Source organism: Streptomyces sp. P17 (genome assembly GCF_032436805.1).
GTDB lineage: Bacteria > Actinomycetota > Actinomycetes > Streptomycetales > Streptomycetaceae > Streptomyces.
This window is the reverse complement of record NZ_JAVRBF010000039.1, coordinates 66398-86444: the sequence shown is the minus strand read 5'-3', so window position 1 is coordinate 86444 and position 20047 is coordinate 66398. Positions and strand designations below refer to the sequence as shown.

19 protein-coding genes and 1 riboswitch are annotated in these 20047 nt (G+C 71.2%); of the genes, 10 read left to right on the top strand and 9 right to left on the bottom strand.

All coding sequences use genetic code 11. The annotated features are described in order from the left end of the window. Positions 1-434: 434 nt before the first annotated feature. Positions 435-734: a chorismate mutase gene (locus RMT89_RS24815; RefSeq protein WP_315885997.1), complete on the bottom strand. Its 300-nt coding sequence runs from the start codon at positions 732-734 to the stop codon at positions 435-437. Between the two features lie 307 nt (positions 735-1041). On the opposite strand from RMT89_RS24815, the gene guaA reads away from it, so the two are divergent. Beyond that, the gene (guaA, locus tag RMT89_RS24810) at positions 1042-2616 is read left to right on the top strand and encodes a glutamine-hydrolyzing GMP synthase (protein ID WP_315885996.1); all 1575 of its coding nucleotides are present in this window, start codon (positions 1042-1044) and stop codon (positions 2614-2616) included. A gap of 138 nt (positions 2617-2754) precedes the next feature. Here guaA and RMT89_RS24805 read toward each other — a convergent pair whose 3' ends face one another. Next, entirely contained in the window at positions 2755-3228 is a 474-nt protein-coding gene (locus RMT89_RS24805; RefSeq protein WP_315885995.1) for a pyridoxamine 5'-phosphate oxidase family protein, read from the bottom strand. Between the two features lie 42 nt (positions 3229-3270). Further along, positions 3271-3897, bottom strand: coding sequence for a hypothetical protein (locus tag RMT89_RS24800; protein WP_315885994.1), 627 nt, complete (start codon positions 3895-3897; stop codon positions 3271-3273). A gap of 163 nt (positions 3898-4060) precedes the next feature. On the opposite strand from RMT89_RS24800, the gene RMT89_RS24795 reads away from it, so the two are divergent. Continuing rightward, on the top strand, positions 4061-4855 hold the full coding sequence (locus RMT89_RS24795) for a class II aldolase/adducin family protein (RefSeq protein ID WP_315885993.1): 795 nt from the start codon (positions 4061-4063) through the stop codon (positions 4853-4855). Here the strand turns inward: RMT89_RS24795 and RMT89_RS24790 are convergent. Continuing rightward, positions 4852-5739, bottom strand: coding sequence for a DUF4429 domain-containing protein (locus tag RMT89_RS24790; RefSeq protein WP_315885992.1), 888 nt, complete (start codon positions 5737-5739; stop codon positions 4852-4854). The two genes, RMT89_RS24795 and RMT89_RS24790, sit on opposite strands and share 4 nt — an antisense overlap. Before the next feature lie 168 nt (positions 5740-5907). Here RMT89_RS24790 and RMT89_RS24785 point away from each other — a divergent pair, with 168 nt between their 5' ends. Further along, on the top strand, positions 5908-7191 hold the full coding sequence (locus tag RMT89_RS24785) for a hypothetical protein (protein WP_315885991.1): 1284 nt from the start codon (positions 5908-5910) through the stop codon (positions 7189-7191). Between the two features lie 182 nt (positions 7192-7373). Next, the gene (locus RMT89_RS24780; RefSeq protein ID WP_315885990.1) at positions 7374-7901 is read left to right on the top strand and encodes a DoxX family protein; all 528 of its coding nucleotides are present in this window, start codon (positions 7374-7376) and stop codon (positions 7899-7901) included. Between the two features lie 24 nt (positions 7902-7925). On the opposite strand, the gene RMT89_RS24775 is transcribed toward RMT89_RS24780, so the two are convergent. Both RMT89_RS24775 and RMT89_RS24770 read right to left on the bottom strand, forming a co-directional pair. Beyond that, positions 7926-8180 (bottom strand): hypothetical protein, encoded by a 255-nt coding sequence (locus tag RMT89_RS24775; protein ID WP_315885989.1) that lies wholly within the window; start codon positions 8178-8180, stop codon positions 7926-7928. Further along, complete coding sequence (locus RMT89_RS24770) at positions 8167-9615, bottom strand: PspC domain-containing protein (protein WP_315885988.1); 1449 nt, start codon at positions 9613-9615, stop codon at positions 8167-8169. The genes RMT89_RS24775 and RMT89_RS24770 overlap by 14 nt, the downstream gene beginning before the upstream one ends. A gap of 179 nt (positions 9616-9794) precedes the next feature. Here RMT89_RS24770 and RMT89_RS24765 point away from each other — a divergent pair, with 179 nt between their 5' ends. Both RMT89_RS24765 and RMT89_RS24760 read left to right on the top strand, forming a co-directional pair. Next, on the top strand, positions 9795-11087 hold the full coding sequence (locus RMT89_RS24765; RefSeq protein WP_399498476.1) for a PspC domain-containing protein: 1293 nt from the start codon (positions 9795-9797) through the stop codon (positions 11085-11087). Beyond that, a complete protein-coding gene (locus RMT89_RS24760; RefSeq protein ID WP_315885986.1) occupies positions 11084-11794 on the top strand; it encodes a response regulator transcription factor in 711 nt (236 codons plus the stop codon). The genes RMT89_RS24765 and RMT89_RS24760 overlap by 4 nt, the downstream gene beginning before the upstream one ends. 15 nt (positions 11795-11809) lie before the next feature. On the opposite strand, the gene RMT89_RS24755 is transcribed toward RMT89_RS24760, so the two are convergent. Continuing rightward, positions 11810-12871, bottom strand: a complete 1062-nt coding sequence (locus RMT89_RS24755) for an NlpC/P60 family protein (protein WP_315885985.1) — start codon at positions 12869-12871, stop codon at positions 11810-11812. Positions 12872-13332: 461 nt separating this feature from the next. Between RMT89_RS24755 and RMT89_RS24750 the strand changes: the two genes are divergently transcribed. Continuing rightward, positions 13333-13686, top strand: coding sequence for a hypothetical protein (locus tag RMT89_RS24750; protein WP_315885984.1), 354 nt, complete (start codon positions 13333-13335; stop codon positions 13684-13686). Here RMT89_RS24750 and RMT89_RS24745 read toward each other — a convergent pair. Together RMT89_RS24745 and RMT89_RS24740 are read right to left on the bottom strand one after the other, a co-directional pair. After that, on the bottom strand, positions 13664-14686 hold the full coding sequence (locus RMT89_RS24745) for a tellurite resistance/C4-dicarboxylate transporter family protein (protein WP_315885983.1): 1023 nt from the start codon (positions 14684-14686) through the stop codon (positions 13664-13666). The two genes, RMT89_RS24750 and RMT89_RS24745, sit on opposite strands and share 23 nt — an antisense overlap. 98 nt (positions 14687-14784) lie before the next feature. Further along, complete coding sequence (locus tag RMT89_RS24740) at positions 14785-15975, bottom strand: NlpC/P60 family protein (protein WP_315885982.1); 1191 nt, start codon at positions 15973-15975, stop codon at positions 14785-14787. Positions 15976-15983: 8 nt separating this feature from the next. Continuing rightward, positions 15984-16154: riboswitch (cyclic di-AMP (ydaO/yuaA leader) on the bottom strand. A gap of 380 nt (positions 16155-16534) precedes the next feature. Here RMT89_RS24740 and RMT89_RS24735 point away from each other — a divergent pair. From RMT89_RS24735 to pcrA, 3 genes are all read left to right on the top strand, one after another. Continuing rightward, positions 16535-17164 carry a ScyD/ScyE family protein gene (locus RMT89_RS24735; protein ID WP_315885981.1) on the top strand — a complete coding sequence of 210 codons (630 nt, stop codon included), beginning with the start codon at positions 16535-16537 and terminating at the stop codon, positions 17162-17164. A 150-nt stretch (positions 17165-17314) separates the two neighbouring features. Next, positions 17315-17497: a hypothetical protein gene (locus RMT89_RS24730; RefSeq protein WP_315885980.1), complete on the top strand. Its 183-nt coding sequence runs from the start codon at positions 17315-17317 to the stop codon at positions 17495-17497. A gap of 63 nt (positions 17498-17560) precedes the next feature. After that, complete coding sequence (gene pcrA, locus RMT89_RS24725) at positions 17561-20035, top strand: DNA helicase PcrA (RefSeq protein ID WP_315885979.1); 2475 nt, start codon at positions 17561-17563, stop codon at positions 20033-20035. Positions 20036-20047 lie beyond the last annotated feature (12 nt).

The following is a 20047-nucleotide window of genomic DNA, read 5'->3' as shown; positions in this document are numbered from 1 at the left end:
ACTTCGCAGCACTTCGCCCCGCCGACCAAACGACCGGCGGGGCGAAGTAGCAGGGCCCCGGATTAACCAACAGCGTCAGCTCGGCCGCGGGGCCCTTCTTTCGTCAGCACCGACGTCAGGGCAGCGCCGGTGCCGGGGAGCGGCGCCGGGGGGTTGCGCCGCTTGTCTGTGGGTGCTGTGCCGCATTCCCGCCGGCCGGCCCCGGGCGTCCCCGGAGCCGACCGTTCTCTTGGGTGACCGGGCTGCTGTCCCCTGCCGTCCGGTCACTTGACTGGAGCGAGGTCCCACGACGTACGGCACGATCCGTACGTCTCATCGCTCCAGTGAGCCACGCGTGGTTCTTTCGGGCCCGCCCCTGGCTGGCACGGACACCACCACCAACGAAGCGTCTCGCGTCACGGTCACGCGCCGTACGGGTGAGGGCGGGCTCGAACTCAGATGCGACCGCGGCACAGTTCGAGGAGCGTCATCGCGAGGGCGGTGCCCGGCTTGCCCAGCGCCTCCCTGTAGTGGTCGAGGATCTCCATCTCGCGGGAGAGGTTCACGCGGCGGCCGCCCGAGGTGATCCGGGCCTCCTGGATGACGGCCGAGACGGCCATCCGTTCCTGGATCAGGCCGATGATCCGGTCGTCGAGCGAGTCGATGCGCTCCCGGGCGCCGGTGATCACGGAGGCGGCCTCGTCGGTGCGGGCGCCGGTCTTCTCCGCGGCGATGGCGTCGGCGGTGGCGGTCATGTCGGGGGTCCTTGTCTCGAAGGGGTGCCCCGGAGCGGCAAGATCCGGAAAACACCAGGCGCCCCGGACCTTGTCGGCCCGGGGCGCCTGGGAAGTCGCTTGTCAGTTGCTCAAGCAGCACGACCATGGCAGCCGGCGGGCCGGATGCCATAGGTAAAGAGGAAGGTCGGGTGCGTGAGCATGGGGTCAGTATGCCGTGGCCCAGGGTGACCGCCCAACCCGGTTCGCATCCTGAGACGACAGCCGCCCGTGAGCACCCCGTTAGAATCGGTGGCACAGCCCTTTTCAAGCCGCCGGAAGGCAACCCGTGTCACCAGCGACCCCCGCCGCCCCCGACACCGTCCTGGTCGTCGACTTCGGCGCGCAGTACGCCCAGCTCATCGCCCGTCGCGTCCGTGAGGCCCGGGTCTACAGCGAGATCGTGCCGAGCACCATGCCGGTGGCGGAGATGCTCGCCAAGAACCCGGCGGCGATCATCCTCTCGGGCGGCCCCTCGTCGGTCTACGAGGAGGGCGCCCCCCGCCTCGGCCGCGAGCTCTTCGAGGCCGGTGTCCCCGTCTTCGGCATGTGCTACGGCTTCCAGCTGATGGCGCAGGTCCTCGGCGGCACCGTCGACAACACCGGCGCCCGCGAGTACGGCCGCACCGACCTGCACGTCTCCCGGTCGTCCTCCACCCTCTTCGAGGGGACCCCGGCCGAGCAGCACGTGTGGATGTCGCACGGCGACGCCTGCTCCGCCGCCCCCGAGGGCTTCACCGTCACGGCCTCCACGGACGTCGTCCCGGTCGCCGCCTTCGAGAACGACGACAAGAAGCTCTACGGCGTCCAGTACCACCCCGAGGTCATGCACTCCACGCACGGCCAGCAGGTGCTGGAGCACTTCCTGTACCGCGGCGCGGGCCTGCAGCCGGACTGGACGACCGGCAACGTCATCGACGAGCAGGTCGCCGCGATCCGCGAGCAGGTCGGCGACAGGCGCGCCATCTGCGGTCTGTCCGGCGGCGTCGACTCCGCCGTCGCGGCCGCCCTGGTCCAGAAGGCCATCGGCTCCCAGCTGACCTGCGTGTACGTCGACCACGGTCTGATGCGCAAGGGCGAGACCGAGCAGGTCGAGAAGGACTTCGTGGCCGCGACCGGCGTCCAGCTGAAGGTCGTGGACGCGGAGGAGCGTTTCCTGACCGCTCTGAAGGGTGTCTCCGACCCCGAGGAGAAGCGGAAGATCATCGGCCGGGAGTTCATCCGGGTCTTCGAGCAGGCGCAGGCCGAGATCATCGCGGACGAGGGTCCGGCGGTGGAGTTCCTCGTCCAGGGCACGCTCTACCCGGACGTGGTCGAGTCCGGTGGCGGCACCGGCACGGCCAACATCAAGTCGCACCACAACGTCGGCGGCCTCCCCGAGGACCTGGAGTTCCAGCTCATCGAGCCGCTGCGCAAGCTGTTCAAGGACGAGGTCCGCATGGTCGGCCAGGAGCTCGGTCTGCCGGAGGAGATCGTCCAGCGCCAGCCGTTCCCGGGCCCGGGTCTGGGCATCCGGATCGTCGGCGAGGTGACCAAGGAGCGTCTCGACCTCCTGCGCGAGGCCGACGCCATCGCCCGCGAGGAGCTGACCGCGGCCGGCCTGGACCGTGAGATCTGGCAGTGCCCGGTGGTCCTGCTCGCGGACGTCCGCTCGGTCGGCGTCCAGGGCGACGGCCGGACCTACGGCCACCCGATCGTGCTGCGCCCGGTCTCCTCCGAGGACGCCATGACGGCCGACTGGTCGCGCCTGCCGTACGACGTCCTCGCGAAGATCTCCACCCGGATCACCAACGAGGTGCGGGACGTCAACCGCGTGGTCCTCGACGTGACGTCGAAGCCGCCGGGCACGATCGAGTGGGAGTAAGCCCCCCGCGGTGTTCGGTGCGTGCCCTCGGCGTGCCGGACGAAGGCCCTCGTACTGGACGTACTTGGGTCTTTGGCCGGTGCGGTGAGGGTGCGTGCCGGGCGCCGTGGGTGCTGTGCGGGACTTTCAAAACACCCCCTAGGTGCGCTTGATCAGGCGCACGGGCTCACCGGGCTTCCAGACCTGGACGACCAGGTACTTGTCGTCCTCGACGTAGGTCCGCACGACCTCCGTCAGCTCGGTACGGAAGAGGTGGAACGGCTCCGGCGGTTCCACCTCTTCGCCGTATCCGGCCTTCACCGCCGGGTCGTGGACCTCGATCGCCCGCCCTCTGATCCGGACGTCGCCGCCGCCCATGCCGGTGCCCTCTCCCGGGTTCGCCTGGAGCGCGAAGCGCGGGTCGCGGCGCAGGTCGAGCGCCTTGAGCGAGTCCGGCATCATGCCGAGCCAGAGCTCGCCGTTGAGGAAACGGACCTCCAGGCCCGTGGTGCGCGGCGAGCCGTCCTTGCGGAGGGTGGCGAGGATGTGGTGGGTGTAGGCGCCGAAGCGCTCCTCGACGAGCTTGGCGAGCTCGGGTTCGGCGGTGCTGAAGGTGGCCCAGCTGTTCGTCATACGACGAGTGTCGCGCCGAAACCCGACATCTGCTGTCCGGTATCAGGCGGCGTGCGGCAGCGGGCGTACGTAGGTCTCCCGGCCCCGCTCGTCCCGCGTCGGCGTGCAGCCCGCGGCCGTCAGGCGCCTGGCCAGCTTGGCGCGCCGGGCCTCGTTCACGCGCAGGGTGGTCAGCAGGAACGCCGGGGTCAGCGCGGCGAGCGTGAGCAGGACCGCGAACTTGCCGGTCAGCGCGGCCAGCAGCACGAACAGCAGTGGGAACGCCCAGGCCATGGTGAGCAGTTGCTTGCGGTTGGCGGCGGCGCCCAGGGCGTCGTACCGGATGAGCGTCGTGATCAGGTCGACGTCCGGCTGTGCCTCGGGGACCGGCGTCAGCGAGCCCTGGTACATGCCGGGCACCGGGCCGCCCGCGCCCGCCTGCGGGAACGCGGCCGCGTTGGCCGCCGCGCGCTGCCGGGACCGGGGGTCGGCGTCCCGGACCATGCGGACGTGCACGGTCTTCTGCTTGCCGACGTGGCGGACGTCCGCGTACCGGAAGCCGTAGCACTCGGCGATGTACACGAGGGAGCCGAGGGTCTCCCACTCGGCGAAGGGGTGCACGAGCTCGACCACGTCCTGGGAGGCGAGTCGCCGCATGAGGGCGGTGACGTGGCGATCGGCGATGCTCACGGGGGCTCCTGGCTGAAAAGTGATGCTGAACCTCTTGTTCCGCATCACAGACCCATGAGTCCCTGAAAGGGTTGCGCGTCATCTTTACAACTCGGCCCTGCCCTTTTGCCCTGACCGACGGTAACTTCCGGGCCGTAACGGAACCAGTGCAGGAGGCTGCCACATGCTCGGGTCCACGCCGCCGCTTCCGCTCCCCACCGACCGGCTGCGCTTCGCCATGCCGCCGATGCACGAGTCGGTCGAGGACGAACGCCGGCACCGCAGGGAACGGCTCGCGGGCGCGCTGCGGATCTTCGGGCGCCTCGGCTTCGAGGACGGCGTCTCGGGGCACATCACCGCACGCGATCCGGAGTTCAGCGACTGCTTCTGGGTCAACCCCTTCGGGATGCCGTTCAAGCACGTCACGGTCAGCGACCTGGTGCTGGCCAACTCGGACGGACAGGTCGTCGACGGCCGGTATCACGTCAACCAGGCCGCCTTCACCGTCCACGCCCAGGTCCACGCCGCCCGCCCCGACGTCGTCGCCGTCGCCCACTGCCACTCCGTGCACGGCCGCGCGCTCGCGTCCCTCGGCGAACTCCTCGACCCGATCACCCAGGAGAGCTGCGCCTTCTACGAGGACATCGCCCTGTACGACGCCTACAGCGGCGTCGCCGTCGACGCCGAGGAGGGCCGCCGTATCGCCGGCGCGCTCGGCTCGAACAAGGCGCTCGTGCTGCGCAACCACGGGCTGCTGACGGTGGGGGACTCGGTTGACGCGGCGGCCTGGTGGTTTCTGTCGCTGGAACGCTCCTGTCAGGTGCAGCTGACCGCGAAGGCCGCGGGCCGGCCGGTCCTGATCGACCACAAGGCGGCGGTCGCGACCCGGGAGCAGCTCGGCGGGGACCTGGTGGCGTGGATCAACTATCAGCCGATGTGGCAGGACGTCAGCCGGAGCGAACCGGACCTGCTGAGCTAGAAGCCCCGCAGCACGGCGGCCTTGGTCATCGCGAACTCCTCGTCCGTGAGCACCCCGTCCCGGTGCAGCTCGCCCAACTCCCGCAGCCTGCGCAGGAGTACGTCGTGATGGTCGGCCGACGGCGGTACGGACGCGGTGAGCGGGCGGGCGCCGTCCGCGTACCCCACGCCGGTACGGGTGGAGGGGTGCGGCAGCCGGGCGGTCACCGCGGTGGCGACGAGCGCGGTGAGCAGATCGCGGCGGGCGCTGCCCCACAGGTCGAGGGCGTACGGGTCCTTCTCCGGGGGGAGTTTGGAGAACGACGTCTCACGGGTCACGAAGCGCAGAAAGCCGTCCTCGTAGCCGGAGTTGGGCAGCCACTCGACCCCGACGACATCGGCGAGGTTGATGATGCGCGGCCCGGTGGCCCGTTTGACCCGGTCGGAGGTGTCGGCCCAGTCGATGCGCACCTGGATCCCGTCGAAGGAGACCGTGCCGTCGGAGGAACGGACCGAGACCGGGACCGGGGGACCGGGCAGCAGATAGGCCTTGGTGGGCTCGTTCGGGATCTGGTCCAGCAGCAGGGAGCGGCGGATCTCCTCGGCCACGTACTCGGCGACCCCGGCGCGGTCCACGTCCACCGTCAGCCGGTACGGATCCGCCGGGTCCGGCAGCCGTCCGCCGGTCGCGTGCAGGAGCGGGTCGGCGCCCTCGCGCAGCCGCATCCGCAGTCGGCCGCGCTTGCGTTCGGGTTCGAAGACGACACCGGCGACGGCCTCCAGCGGTACGGCGATCTCCCCGTACGTCTGCCGGAACAGCGGCACCGAGCGGTGCAGACCCGGCGTGATCCTGACCGTGGTGCCGTCGAAGGCCCAGGTCCCGTCGCGCTGGATGATCTCGGCCATGGGGAAATTCTCCCAGCCGGGTCAACACGGCAGAGCGCACATCACTCCCGACAGGCCTTCCGCGGACCGTACCTGCCGGGGTGGCCCGAGGTGGCGTAGGGCACAATTCGCTGTCGTCGCACTGGAGTTGTGGCGGGTGGCTGGAGCGCGGGAAGGCGGGCGTCGGACGTGGCGGTGCAGGAGGCGAGACAGGGCTCGGACGCGGGCGCGGGTGCGCACGCGGGTGGCTGCACCTGCGGGGACTGTCCACACGGGGCGCGTACGGGGCACCGGCGCGCGGTGGCCGAATTCCTTCTGAAACGGGACGAGTTCGCGGCCGGGCAGGGGCTGCCCGCGGCGGTGGCGCACTCGGCGTCCGCGTCCCGGCAGTGGGTCTCGGAGGAGCTCACCCAGTCCGCCGAACTGGTCGCCGAACGCGGCCGCGCCGAGGGCGAGGCCTGGCTGGCCCGCCTGTGGCGCCGCACCGCGTACACGGCGTGGGCTCTCGTGGTCGTCCTGCTCCTTTCGCAGGCGTTCACCGCGATCGGCGCGGGCTGGACGAGTGCGCGTACGGCCGGACTGCTGGCGGCGGTGGTGACGGCGGGCGGGCTGACGGCGGCGTCATGGCTCCACCGCGCCCGGGGCGGCGCGCTGGCCCCCGTCATCGGCGAGGACAACCGGCTCTCCACCTCCCGCGCGGTGGCCGCGGGGTGGGTCCTGTTCGTGGCGTACGCGGTGCTGGTCCTGGCGGGCCGCCTCGCCGCGGCCTCCGACCCCGCGGAACGCGACGCCCTGATCTCCGGCCTCGAACTCGCCCGCGGGGCCGGTGCGGTGACGGTCCTCGCGGTGGTCTGTGCCATCGCGGTGCTGGTCCGCCGGGTGGTGAGCCTGCGGGTGCTGGGCCAACGCCTCCAGAAGGTACGCGCGGACCGCCCCCGGGCCTCGGACCTTCTGACGGACGACGCGGGCCGGGGCACCTTCGCCGATATCCAGTACGTGGTGATCAGCGCGGTGGCCCTGCTGTTCGCCGCGGTACGCCTCGCCCGCCGCCCCGACCAGCTCCCGGACCTCCCCTGGGGTCTCGCGGTGGTCGTCCTGATCTCCGCGGCGACCTATCTGGCCGGCAAGTACGCCGAGGGCGGCCGCCCGGTGATCCTCTCCGTGGTCCGCTCGCGGGAGGCCGGCGACCTGGACGGCCCGATCCGCACCGGCGACGACATCGAGATCCGCGGCGCCGGCTTCGTCCCGCCCGGCGCCGGCACCGCCGACCGCCTGTCCCGCATGGTGGTCCGCATCGGCCCGGTCAATGTCCATGTCCCCCTGGTCCCCGTGACCGGAGGCTTCAGCAACCCCTCGGACACGGTCCTGACGGTCCCGGTCCCGGCGGATGTGGAGCCGGGGAGGGTGGAGGTGCAGGTGGTGACGGCCGCCGGGGTGGAGACGGGACCGTATGCGATCGATGTGACGGAGTGACCGTCTCCCCGGTGGGGCGCCGAGGGCGTCTTCGGCGGTGAGGCCGGGGGCGTCCGAGGCGGGGGCCGGGGGCGAAAAACCGTCAAGCCGGAGAAAATGGTCGGGTCAGGATTGAGTGGGCCCTGGTCGGTGTACGTATCGTCCCTTGAGGGGCACGTCCCGACGGGCGAGAGGCGGCACCGATGACCCATGGCTTCCGTACCGACACACATGACCCGTACCTGGACGGCGGCCACGACTGGCGGGACCTGGCCACGCGCTACGCCCTCCTTCCGCTGCGCATCTTCCTGGGCGTCACCTTCATCTACGCCTCGCTGGACAAACTCACCGACAGCTCCTTCCTGAAGGACTCCGGCTCGGGCTCCATCGGCGACATGATGCGCGCCGTCCGTGACTCCTCCGCCATCCCCTCCCTGGTCGACACCGCCCTGGACAACCCCGTCGCCTTCGGTTACGCCATCGCCTTCGGTGAGCTGGCCGTCGGCATCGGCACCCTCCTGGGCCTCTTCGCCCGCCTCGCCGCCCTGGGCGGCGCACTGATCTCGCTCAGCCTGTGGCTGACGGTGAGCTGGGCCGCCGATCCGTACTACTACGGCAACGACCTCGCCTATCTGATGGCCTGGCTGCCCCTGGTCCTCGCCGGCGCCCCCTACCTCTCGCTGGACGCCATGCTCCGCGCCCGCAAACGCCAGCGAGCCGGCTACCAGTAGCGGGCGAGGGGACGGCGCCCCCCGTCACCGCGAGGCGTTCTGCTCCGTCGGCATCGCCCCGGAGCCGCCTTCCCTGCGGCCCACCCGGCGACGCCTGCGTATGCCCCGGCCCACCAGGGCCACCCCGGCCGCCAGGCTCAGCCCCGCCAGCACCACCGGGATGACCACGAACCACGGTGTCTCCCAGGCCCCGCCCGCGTCACCGGCGTAGATGACGCCCGCGAGGGTCAGAACGGCACCCGCGACCAGCCGCCCGGGCTGGAACTCATGACGCAGCACGGCTCACCTCCGCCTGTCCCACGCCCACATTGAGGTCGAGCTCGATACTGCCCGCGGCCCCGGTGCCCTTGGCCGGCTTCAGGGTGACCTCCTTGTGCTTGTCCGGTGCCACGTCCACGTCCTGCTTGTCGTCGCCGGGCAGTTGGATGTCTCCCACGCCCACGTCGATGGTCACCTTCACCGTCACCTCCGGGGGCACGATCACCTTCAGCTGCCCGACACCGACCTCGGCGCTGGTGGCCACGCTCCTCCCCTTGGCGATGTCCAGTCCGCTCAGATCGAGCGTGCCCACACCGGTGCCGAGGTCGTACTGCGTAATGACGGCCGCCACGGTGGCCGGCTGCCAGGTCGTGCGTATCCACTGGGTGCCGATGTCCTTGGGCAGGGCGGCCGAGGCGGCCAGCAGTCCCGCGGTGACGACCGCCAGGAAGATGGACCCGGCTCCGGTGCGCCCGAGGAACGCGCTGAGCGCGATGCCGATGCCGAGCACGATCAGCGCACAGGCCAGGCCGGTCTGCAGGCTGGTGCCGAGCGGGTGCTCGTCCCAGGTCAGTCGGGTGCCGAGGCCGCCCGCGACCAGGGCCAGCAGCAGGATCCAGCCGCCGATCCAGCGGGGGCCGCGCGGTTTCGGGGGCTCGGCGCGGCGGGCGCGCAGGTCCTCGCGGCTGTGTCCGTAGGAGGCGCCGAGGCTGATGTTGACCGCCGCCGCGATGTCCCGGCCGCGGGAGTCGCGGGGGCCCCACAGATAGCCGGTGCCACCGTCGTGCGTGCCGTCCTTGACGATGGGGTCGCGCCACCAGGAGGGGTAGGCGGTGGGCACCGGGGGTGCCTGGGCCTCCGGCGGGGCGTCGGCGACGGCCTGCGCGGCGAGCGGGTCGGGATCGGCGCCGCCGCGCTGCCGCGACCAGTACCCGGCGCCCGCGAGGAGCAGGGAGAGTATGACGGCGAAGGTCAGCACCCCGCCGTTGCTCAGCATGGTCAGGAACACTCCGCAGCCGACCAGCGCGAACAGCACCGCGGTCAGCGCCTGGCCGTCGACCCGGCCGGTCAGCAGCTTGCGCACCTCGTTCTCGTCCTCGTCCTCGTACGGGACGAAGAGCCAGGCGAAGCCGTAGAAGATCAGGCCGAGGCCGCCGGTCGCGGAGAGCACGGTGAGAGTGATCCGGAAGATCACCGGGTCCATGTCGCACTGCCGTCCGAGCCCCGCGCAGACCCCCGCGAGCATCTTGTGCCGTCGGTCCCGGCGGAACCGGCCGGGCGGCTCCGGGCCCCCTCCCTCTTCCTGCGCGCCCGCCCGCCCGTGTGCGCGCGAGCCCCCGCCCGCGCCGGGAGCGGAGTCCGCGGCGGGCGCGGCGTCCTGCGGCCCGGTGCCCGCGGCGGGGGCCGGGCCGGGGCCGGGTCCCGGACCCGTCGCGGCGTGCTCGTGATCAGTCATGCGTCCATGGTGACGGGCGCGGCGCCCCGGCGGCAGTGGGAACGACCCTGGCCGGACCCTGATATCGGCCCTGAGCCGGCGCCCGGGACGTGTTCGACCCGGTGGCCGCCCGAAGATCGGGGGAGTCTCCGGGGTCAACCCTGATGCTCCGCCCGGCCGGGCGTGTGACCATCGGTGGCATGTCGGAAGCCGCAGCAGCGCCCCTCGTCGAACCGCGGCCGCCGCGCAAGCTCTACCGCAGCAGCGACGGACGCTGGCTCGGGGGTGTGGCGCGGGGGCTCGCCGGGCATCTCGGGCTGCCCGTGATCTGGGTGCGGCTCGTCTTCGTCGGCCTGTTCATGGCGGACGGCCTCGGCGCGCTGCTGTACGCCGCGTTCTGGTTCTTCGTGCCGCTCGGCGTCGGCGGTGTGGCCGGACAGCGGCCGCCCTCCCTCGTCACCACCGAGACCTCGGCGGACGGCCGCCGCAGACTCGTCACCCGCAAGCCGGACAAGGGCCAGATCGTCGCCCTGCTCCTCATGGTCGTGGTGGCCATGGTCTTCGTGAGCAGCGTCGACCTCGGCAGCGGCGCCCAGGCCTATCTCTGGCCCGCCGTTCTGGTCGCCGCGGGTGTCGCCCTGGTCTGGCGGCAGGCGGACAACTCCCGCCGGGCCCGCTGGATGGAGGTGGGCCGCCGTCGGCGCACCCTGACCCTGCTGCGCGCGGCCGGCGGGGTACTGCTGGTCACCGCCGGTGTCTCCGGCATCTTCGTGCTCCAGGGCTCCGCCGCCCACCTCGGCTCGGTGCTCCAGGCCGCCCTCGCGGTCCTCGTCGGGATAACGCTCCTCGCGGGCCCGTACCTCGTGCGCATGACCCAGGACCTCTCCGAGGAGCGCCTGATGCGCATCCGCGCCCAGGAGCGCGCGGAGGTCGCCGCCCATGTCCATGACTCGGTGCTGCACACCCTGACCCTGATCCAGCGCAACGCGGAGAACGCGGGCGAGGTGCGCCGCCTCGCCCGCGCCCAGGAGCGCGACCTGCGCACCTGGCTCTACAAGCCCGAGGGAAACGGCAAGGACGAGGCGGAGGAACCGAGCACCCTCGCCGACGCGGTCCGGCGCAACGCCGCCGAGGTGGAGGACAAGCACGGCGTGCCCATAGAGGTCGTCGTGGTCGGCGACTGCCCGCTCGACGAGAGGATCGGCGCACAGATGCAGGCGGCGCGCGAAGCGATGGTGAACGCCGCCAAGTACGGTGGCGAGGGCGGCGCCGTGCAGGTCTACGCCGAGGTCGAGGGGAAGAAGGTCTTCGTGTCCGTACGGGACCGCGGCCCCGGCTTCGATCTCGACTCGATACCCGCCGACCGCATGGGCGTCAGAGAATCGATCATCGGCCGCATGGAGCGCAACGGCGGTACGGCGCGGCTGCGCGCGGTGCCCGACGGCGGCACGGAGGTCGAACTGGAGATGGAGAGGGCGGAGAAGACGTCATGAGCGACGAGGCGAGCGGTACGGCGGAGGCCACCGGCAGCGCGGGTGAGCGCCGGGTGCGTGTGGTCCTCGTCGACGACCACCGCATGTTCCGCACGGGAGTGCAGGCCGAGATCGGCCAGACCGAGCAGACCGGCGTCGAGGTCGTCGGCGAGGCCGCGGACGTCGACCAGGCGGTCACGGTCATCACCGCGACCCGGCCCGAGGTCGTGCTCCTCGATGTGCATCTGCCGGGTGGCGGAGGCGTCGAAGTGCTGCGCCGCTGCGCCCCGTTGATGGCCGACGCCGAGGAGCCCGTCCGCTTCCTCGCCCTGTCCGTGTCGGACGCCGCGGAGGATGTGATCGGGGTGATCCGCGGGGGCGCGCGCGGCTATGTGACCAAGACGATCACCGGCACCGACCTGGTCGACTCCATCTTCCGGGTCCAGGAGGGCGACGCGGTGTTCTCGCCGCGTCTGGCCGGCTTCGTCCTGGACGCCTTCGCCTCCACCGACGCCCCTCCGGTCGACGAGGACCTGGACCGGCTCACCCAGCGCGAGCGCGAGGTGCTGCGGCTGATCGCCCGTGGCTATGCCTACAAGGAGATCGCCAAGCAGCTCTTCATCTCGGTGAAGACGGTCGAGTCCCATGTCTCGGCGGTGCTGCGCAAGCTCCAGCTCTCCAACCGGCACGAGCTGACGCGGTGGGCGACGGCCCGGCGGCTGGTCTGAGAGGCTCACCGCGCTTCACACCACCCGAGTCGCCCCCGCGAACGGCATCTCGGTGATCGGCGCCAGCCGTACCCGGGCGGACGGGTTCGGGGAGTGGATCATCTGGCCGTTGCCGACGTAGATGCCGACATGGCTGATGCCGGAGTAGAAGAACACCAGGTCGCCCGGGAGGAGTTCGGAGCGGGCGACACGGCGGCCGGCGTCGATCTGGGCGTAGGTCGTGCGGGGCAGCGAGACGCCCGCCGCCCGGTAGGCGGCCTGGGTCAGTCCGGAGCAGTCGAAGGCGTCCGGGCCGGTAGCGCCCCACACATAGGGGCTGCCGAGCTTCTGGTAGGCGTAGGAGACGGCGTCCGCCGCACGGGAGTCGGGTGCCTGCGCCGTGGCGGTCCCGGGGGCCGCGAGCCCTTCCCGCGCACCCGACACCGAGCGGGAGGCGCGATCGGCGCCACCGTCGAACTCCGCGCGCTCCTCGGCCGACAGCCGGGACAGCAGCCGGTTCGCGGCATCCAGCTTCCCGGTGATCGTCTGCTTGTGCCGCTTCAGCTCCGCCTGGCGTGACGTGAGCGAGGCGAGTTCGATGCGCGCGGCCCCGCGCAACTGCTCGATCTCCCGCAGCTGTTTGCGTACGTCGGCGACGGACGCGGCCCGCCGGGTGCCGACGCGCTCGACGAACTCGGCGCCGTCCAGATACCGCTCGGGGTCGTCGGAGAGGGCGAGCTGCACGGCGGGGTCGAGACCGCCGTCGCGGTACTGTGCCGCGGCCACCGAACCGAGCGTGTCCCGCGCCGAGTTGAGCTTCTCCGTCTTGCGCGCCGCCTCGTCCCGCAGCGTCTTCAGGCGCGCCTCGGCCGCATCCGCCTTCTCCTTCGCGCCGTTGTACTTGTCGGTGGCGGCCTCCGCCTCCTGGTACAGCCGGTCCACCTCCGCCTTGACCTGCGCCGGTGTCAGTTCGGGCTCGGCGTGCCCGGTCCCGTCGAAGCCCGTCGCGCTGGCCGCGCCCGCGAGGGCGACCGTGGCGGCCGTACGGACGTTGGTGCCGCCGGCCGAGCGCTGTCGGGGCTTACGGTGCGCTGCCACGTGGACTGCACGTCCTTTCGCACGAGTCGTACGACCCGCCCGGCCCGTACGGCCGCCAGGGGGAGCGTCGTACGGCTTGCGCGTCCGGCGGCGGCCCGCACAGGGGGAGCAGGCCGCCGCCGGACCTTCTCGGCGGTGGTGTCCGACTGCCGCCCCTGGCCCGGGCGGCGGTGGGGAGCCGGTCACCTGGTGGAGGACGCTAAACCTGGGTGTGTCGGGTCGGTAACGCGTTGTGCGGAACTGCCATGGGGGGATCGCCGGGTGACCGTATGTGACCGTGATCCGCGAATGGGGCGGTCGCCTTCACGCTGTGCGATGACCGAAGTGGTGGTTTCGGGGTGGGTGGGGGTGAGGGGGTGCTATGGAGCGCATATATGCAAGGTCCATCGAGCGGGGAATGCGGGCGGGGAAGGTGGCCCGGTGTCGGGCGCCCCAGGACCCCCTGATTAGGCTCCGGCCTCATGGACGTACTCATCCATCTCTTCGTCGGCCTGCACATCATCGGCATCGCCTCCCTCCTGGGCGGATTCCTCACCCAGATGAAGGCGATGGGCCAGGGCACCGCCCGCTTCGTGCCGGCGATGCTGCACGGCGCGCTGACGATGCTGGTCACCGGGGTGATCCTGGTCGGGCTCAACCAGGCGGACGACCAGACGGTCGACAACATCAAGATCGGCGTGAAGCTGGCCCTGCTGATCGTGATCCTCGGTCTCGTCTATGTGAAGCGGGACGACGAGAAGGTGGACAAGAACCTGTTCGGCCTGGTGGGACTGCTCACCACGGCGAACATCTTCATCGCGGTGCTGTGGACGTGAGCCCGGCCTCCCCGGCCGAGGCGGCCGAGGCGGCCGAGGCGTAGGCCCGCTCCTCCCGCACCGCCCCCACGGCGACGGCCAGCCAGGCCGCGACCGCGATCCACAGCAGGACCTCGCCGGGGCCTTCCAGCCAGGAGACGTCGACCGCGGCGGCGACCGACAGGGTCGCCGCCGCGGTCATGCCCAGCGGGAACACGGTCGCCCAGCGGCGGACGTCGTAGCGGGTCCGTGGCCGGATCACCTCGGCCACGACGAGTACCGCGTACCAGGCGAGGTCGAGCACCAGCAGCGCGACGGTGACCCGGCGCAGGACGTCGTCGGCGTCGTTGTTCCACAGGTACAGACGCGCGCTGTCGGCGGCGATCAGCTTGGCCCCGGCGAGCGCGGAGATGGCCGGCGCGCCGCCCGCCACCCACTGGTCCCCGGCGCCCTCCACCACCTGGCGCGGGTCGAAGCGGGTGAGGGCGACGACGTAGAGGACGAGACCGAGCCAGAACAGCACCAGTGCCGCGTGCGCGAGCCAGGCCGTCGACTCCGCCGCGGCGAGCGTGGCGCCGAGCACGGCGAGGCCCTGCGTGGCCACACAGCCCAGGAACACCGCGCCGGGCATGCGGCGGTGCCAGTGGCGCACGACGGTGTGGAGCAGGCCCGGCCACAGCAGGGCGGCCAGCGCCAGCAGGGCCGCCGCCAGGGGCTGCCAGTCCTCGGCGGAGAAGCGGGTGCCGAGCACGGTCGTCGCGGCGACGGCGGTGAGCGCGGCGGAGGTGCCGGCCTCCTTGCGCCAGCGCTCCGGCTGCCGCAGCAGCCGTACGACGAAGTCCGCCGCGAGTCCCAGCCATGCCAGGCAGGCGATGGTCAGGGCGATAAGGGACAGGACCTCGTATCCGGTGAGGTGCAGGCCGACCGACACAATGCCGGTCGCCATCACCGCGGCCCCGGCCGCCGGAGGACGCAGCGCCCACCAGGCGCGAAGTGAGCGAAGCGCAGAGGTGCCGGACATGCGCCGATGCTAAGGAGCGCGGCCCGGGTTACGAGGGGGCACGCGCGCGTGGGTGTGGAAACGGGGCACCGAATCACCCCCGCGCGCGCCGCGTCGCCTCAGGCCGGCCGTACCACGCTGTGGATCGAGCCCTCGCCGTCGTAGAAGATCGACTCCTCGCGGACGTAGGCGCCGGGCTTCGGGGCGTGGATCATCATGCCGTTGCCTATGTAGATGCCGACGTGGGTGACGTCGTCGTAGAAGAAGACGAGGTCGCCGGGCCGGGCGCTGGAGACGGGGACCGTGGTCCCGACGTTGACCTGGTCGTAGGTGGTGCGGGGGAGGGAGATGCCGGCGGCGTTCCAGGCGGCCTGGGTGAGGCCGGAGCAGTCGTAGGAGTCGGGTCCCGTGGCGCCCCAGACGTACGGCTTGCCGATCTGCGCGCGCGCGAAGGCGATCGCCTTCTCGGCCTTCGCGGCGTAGGTGGAGTCGGCGGCGGACTCGGACTCCGTGCTGCCGGTGGAGGTCTCTGCGGAACCGGAAGAGGTGTTCTCCTGCTGCTGGGCCGCCGCCTCCGCGGCCTCCTGGCGGCGCTGTTCCTCCTCCGCCTGCTGCTGGGCCAGTTGGGCCGTCTTGCGCGCGGCTTCCTCCTGGCGCTTGCGCTCGGTCTCGGCGAGCCGCGCCTTCTCCTCCGCCGTCAGCTGCGACAGCAGCTCCCGCGCGTCGGCGAGCTTCTTCTGGACCGTGGACTTGGCGGTCTTCAGATCGCTCTGCGACTCGTTCAGCGTCTGGAGGCTCTCGGTGGCCTCCGTGCGCTTCTTCATCGTCGCCGACTGCTGCGTGATGTAGTCGTCGACCGCTTCCTTCTGACGGCCGGTCATCCGGCTCATCAGCTGGGTCTGGTCGAAGTAGTCTCGCGGGGAGTCGGCCAGCAGGAACGTCGCGGTGCCGGGAGCGGAGGCGCCGGTCCGGTACTGCGCGGCGGCGAGGGAACCGAGTTCCTCCCGCGCGTCGTTGAGCTTCTGGGTGCGCTTGGCGACGCCGTCGAGGAGGGTGTCGGCCTGCTCGCGCTGCTTGGTGGTCTTCTCCTTGGCGGCGTTGTACTTCTCGGTCGCCGTCTCCGCCTGGCGGTAGAGGTCGTCGACCTTCTTCTCGACCTCTTCGAGGCTCGGCTTGTCGTCCGTGGCCGGGCCGGCGTTGGCCGTCTGGGACAGCAGGGCCACGGAGGTGAGGGCGGCCGTGGCAAGGGCGGGGGTCCGTATGCCTGCTACGCGCGTACCCGCCGGAGGCGACTTGCGGTGCGACGCCAAGGGAGGCGACTCCTTCCCATGGTCCGCCTACCGAGTTAGCTGTCGGGTTCGGGCGGGTGGTTAGGAAGGGTTGCCCTACGACCTTTTCCCGTAAGGGAGTCGGGTCGATTCACCCCAAGTTCGGTGGGTCCCCGGCTCCGGCTGCCGTGGGCGGGCAGCGGACTCGGCGGAGGCCGCGCGGCCCGGCGAGGTTCGCCGGTGGGGGTCGTACGGCCTGCCCGGCACGGTAGCCAACTCGTGTGGCCCCTGTGAAGGTTGATGGGTGATATGCCCGATACATTTTCGTGACCTTAGGTCAGGGCGTCGTTGGGCGTGGTCAATCCGGACGGATCTGCGCCGACTTGTACGTATTTTCTCCGGAGTGACGTCGTCCGCCCGCTTCCGGGCGCTAGCTTCCAGCCGGCCGTGGTCGTGTGAGCCGCGGTGGGTGAGTAGGGGTGACGGGCATGAGGAAGCGCAAGTCACTCGTCGTCGCCACCGGCGTCGCGCTCGCCGCCACCGCGGGCATCGCGCCCGCCGGGGCGCGAGCGGGGGAGGGGAAAGCCGCCCGGTCGTCCGCGTGATCGCGAGCGGACTCGACAATCCGCGCCAGCTCTCTTACGACCAGGGGCGGCTGTACGTCGCCGAGGCCGGCCGGGGCGGCAAGAAGTGCATCGGGGAGGGGCCTGAGGGCGAGACCTGTATCGGTCTCACCTCCGCCGTCACCAAGATCTACTGGGACGGGGGTGCGTGGAAGCACCACAGGGTGGTGAAGGGGCTGCCCTCGGGCGCCGCCCCGGACGGCGGCTTCGCCACCGGCGTCGACGGTGTCTCCGCCCTGTACGGCGAGGTGTGGGCCGTGGAGACCTTCGTCCCGCCGGAGGCCGGGGTGCCCACGAAGAAGCCCTGGAACACCCTCGGCAAGCTGCTGCGCATCGGTCACGGCAAGGCCGGGATCGCCGCCGACGTCTCCGCCGTGGAACTGAGGTACAACCCGCACAAGGCGAACCTGGAGTCCAACCCGTACGCCGTCCTCGCCCTGCCCGACGGGCGGAAGACCGTCGCGGACGCGGCCGGGAACGACCTGGTCGAGATCTCCGGGTCCGGCAAGGCTCGCCCCTTCACCGTCTTCCCGGACCACAACGGCCGCGAGTCCGTCCCCACGTCCCTCGCCTCGGCCCCGACGGCAAGCTCTACGTCGGCGAGCTGAACGGCCTCACCGAGAAGCCCACCGCGCGCGTGTGGCGCGTCGACCCCTGGGCCGGAAAGATCCTCGGCTGGAAGTCCGGCTTCGGCCCGATCAGCGGCCGCCGTCAACGGCAGCGGCGATCTGTACGTCAGCCAGCTGTTCAACGGCGTCGTGACCAAGGTCTCCGGCGGCAAGCGGACGGATGTCAAGGTCCCGTTCCCGGCGGGCGTGACCGTCGACCCGTGCGACGGAAAGGTCTATGTCTCGGCCTGGGCGGTCGCGGACCGTGACGGCACCGTCATGGAGGGCGAGAAGACACCCGGCGGGCAGGTCTGGAAGATCCTCGGCTTCTGATTCGGGCGATGTTCCCAAGGGCGGCGGCGGGGTGTCAGTGGGGAGCCCTAGACTCGGAGAGCGATGAGCAGCCTCTTTGACGACAGCTTCCTGGCGGACCTCCAGACCCCTCGTGGGCACGAGGAAGAAGCCCCGCCGCCGCCCGAGGACGATCACACTCCGGAGCCGGTTCCGGACGATCTGTTCGGTGGGAGGTTCGACGTGCCGCCGGACCGGGACGCCTACTACCGCGACGGCGCCCCGCGCCCGGCCATCGACGCGGCCGCGCTCATCGAGGGGCTGAACGAGAACCAGCGCGCGGCCGTCGTGCACTCCGGCGCCCCGCTGCTCATCGTGGCCGGCGCCGGCTCCGGCAAGACGCGCGTGCTCACCCATCGCATCGCCTATCTGCTCGCCGAGCGGAATGTGCACCCCGGACAGATCCTCGCGATCACCTTCACCAACAAGGCCGCGGGCGAGATGAAGGAGCGCGTCGAGCAGCTCGTCGGCCCGCGCGCGAACGCGATGTGGGTGATGACCTTCCACAGCGCGTGTGTACGGATCCTCCGGCGCGAGTCGAAGAAGCTCGGCTTCACCTCGTCCTTCTCGATCTACGACGCCGCCGACAGCAAGCGGCTGATGGCACTCGTCTGCCGGGATCTCGACCTCGACCCCAAGCGTTTCCCGCCGAAGTCCTTCAGCGCCAAGATCTCGAACCTCAAGAACGAGCTGATCGACGAGGAGGACTTCGCGGCTCAGGCCACCGACGGCTTCGAGAAGACCCTCGCCCAGGCGTACGCGATGTACCAGTCCCGCCTGCGCGAGGCGAACGCGCTGGACTTCGACGACCTGATCATGACGACGGTCAATCTGCTGCGCGCCTTCCCGGACGTCGCCGAGCACTACCGCCGCCGCTTCCGGCATGTCCTCGTCGACGAGTACCAGGACACCAACCACGCCCAGTACGCGCTGGTGCGGGAGCTGGTGGGCACCTCCGAGCACCCCGTCGACGTGCCCCCCGAGGCCGAGATCCCGCCCGCCGAGCTGTGCGTCGTCGGTGACGCCGACCAGTCGATCTACGCCTTCCGCGGCGCGACCATCCGCAACATCCTCCAGTTCGAGGAGGACTACCCGGACGCGACGACGATCCTGCTGGAGCAGAACTACCGCTCCACCCAGACGATCCTCACCGCCGCCAACGCCGTCATCGAGCGCAACGAGTCCCGCCGCCCCAAGAACCTGTGGACCAACGCGGGCGCGGGCGCGCGCATCACCGGCTATGTCGCCGACACCGAGCACGACGAGGCCCAGTTCGTCGCCGATGAGATAGACCGCCTCACGGACGCGGGTGACGCGAAGGCCGGAGACGTAGCCGTCTTCTACCGGACGAACGCCCAGTCCCGTGTCTTCGAAGAGGTCTTCATCCGTGTCGGCCTGCCCTACAAGGTCGTCGGCGGCGTCCGCTTCTACGAGCGCAAGGAGGTCCGGGACGTCCTGGCCTACCTGCGCGTCCTGGCCAACCCGGAGGACTCGGTCCCCCTCAGGCGCATCCTGAACGTCCCGAAGCGGGGCATCGGCGACCGTGCCGAGGCGATGATCGACGCCCTCTCCCAGCGCGAGAAGATCAGCTTCCCGCAGGCCCTCAAGCGCGTGGACGAGGCGTACGGCATGGCCGCCCGCTCCACCAACGCCGTCAAGCGCTTCAACACGCTGATGGAGGAGCTCCGTACGGTCGTCGAGTCCGGCGCGGGACCGGCGACCGTCCTGGAGGCGGTGCTCGAACGCACCGGCTATCTCGCCGAGTTGCAGGCCTCCACCGACCCGCAGGACGAGACCCGGATCGAGAACCTCCAGGAACTCGCCGCCGTGGCCCTGGAGTTCGAGCAGGAGGCGGAGGAGACCCCGGGCGGTCTCGCGGACTTCCTGGAGCGCGTCGCGCTCGTCGCCGACTCCGACCAGATCCCCGACGAGGACGAGGACGGCTCCGGCGTCATCACCCTGATGACCCTGCACACCGCCAAGGGCCTGGAGTTCCCGGTCGTCTTCCTCACCGGCATGGAGGACGGCGTCTTCCCGCACATGCGCGCCCTCGGCCAGACCAAGGAACTGGAGGAGGAGCGGCGGCTCGCCTACGTCGGCATCACACGCGCGCGTGAGCGGCTGTATCTGACGCGCTCGTCGATGCGCAGCGCGTGGGGGCAGCCGTCGTACAACCCGCCCTCCCGCTTCCTGGAGGAGATCCCGGCGCAGCACGTCGACTGGAAGCGCACCGGCGCCACCTCGCCGGTGTCCTCCGGTCCCGCCTCGGGCGTGGCGGCCTCGCTGTCGTCGTCCCGTTCGCGCTCCTCGGCCTCCGGCGCGTCCGGCTTCGCCACCCGGCGGACCTCCGAGAAGCCGGTGGTCTCGCTGGCGGTCGGGGACCGGGTGACGCACGACCAGTTCGGGCTCGGCACCGTGATGGCGGTCAAGGGCACCGGCGCCAACGCCGAGGCGACGATCGACTTCGGCGACAAGCCGAAGCGGCTGCTGCTGCGGTACGCGCCGGTGGAGAAGCTGTAGCGGGCACATGTG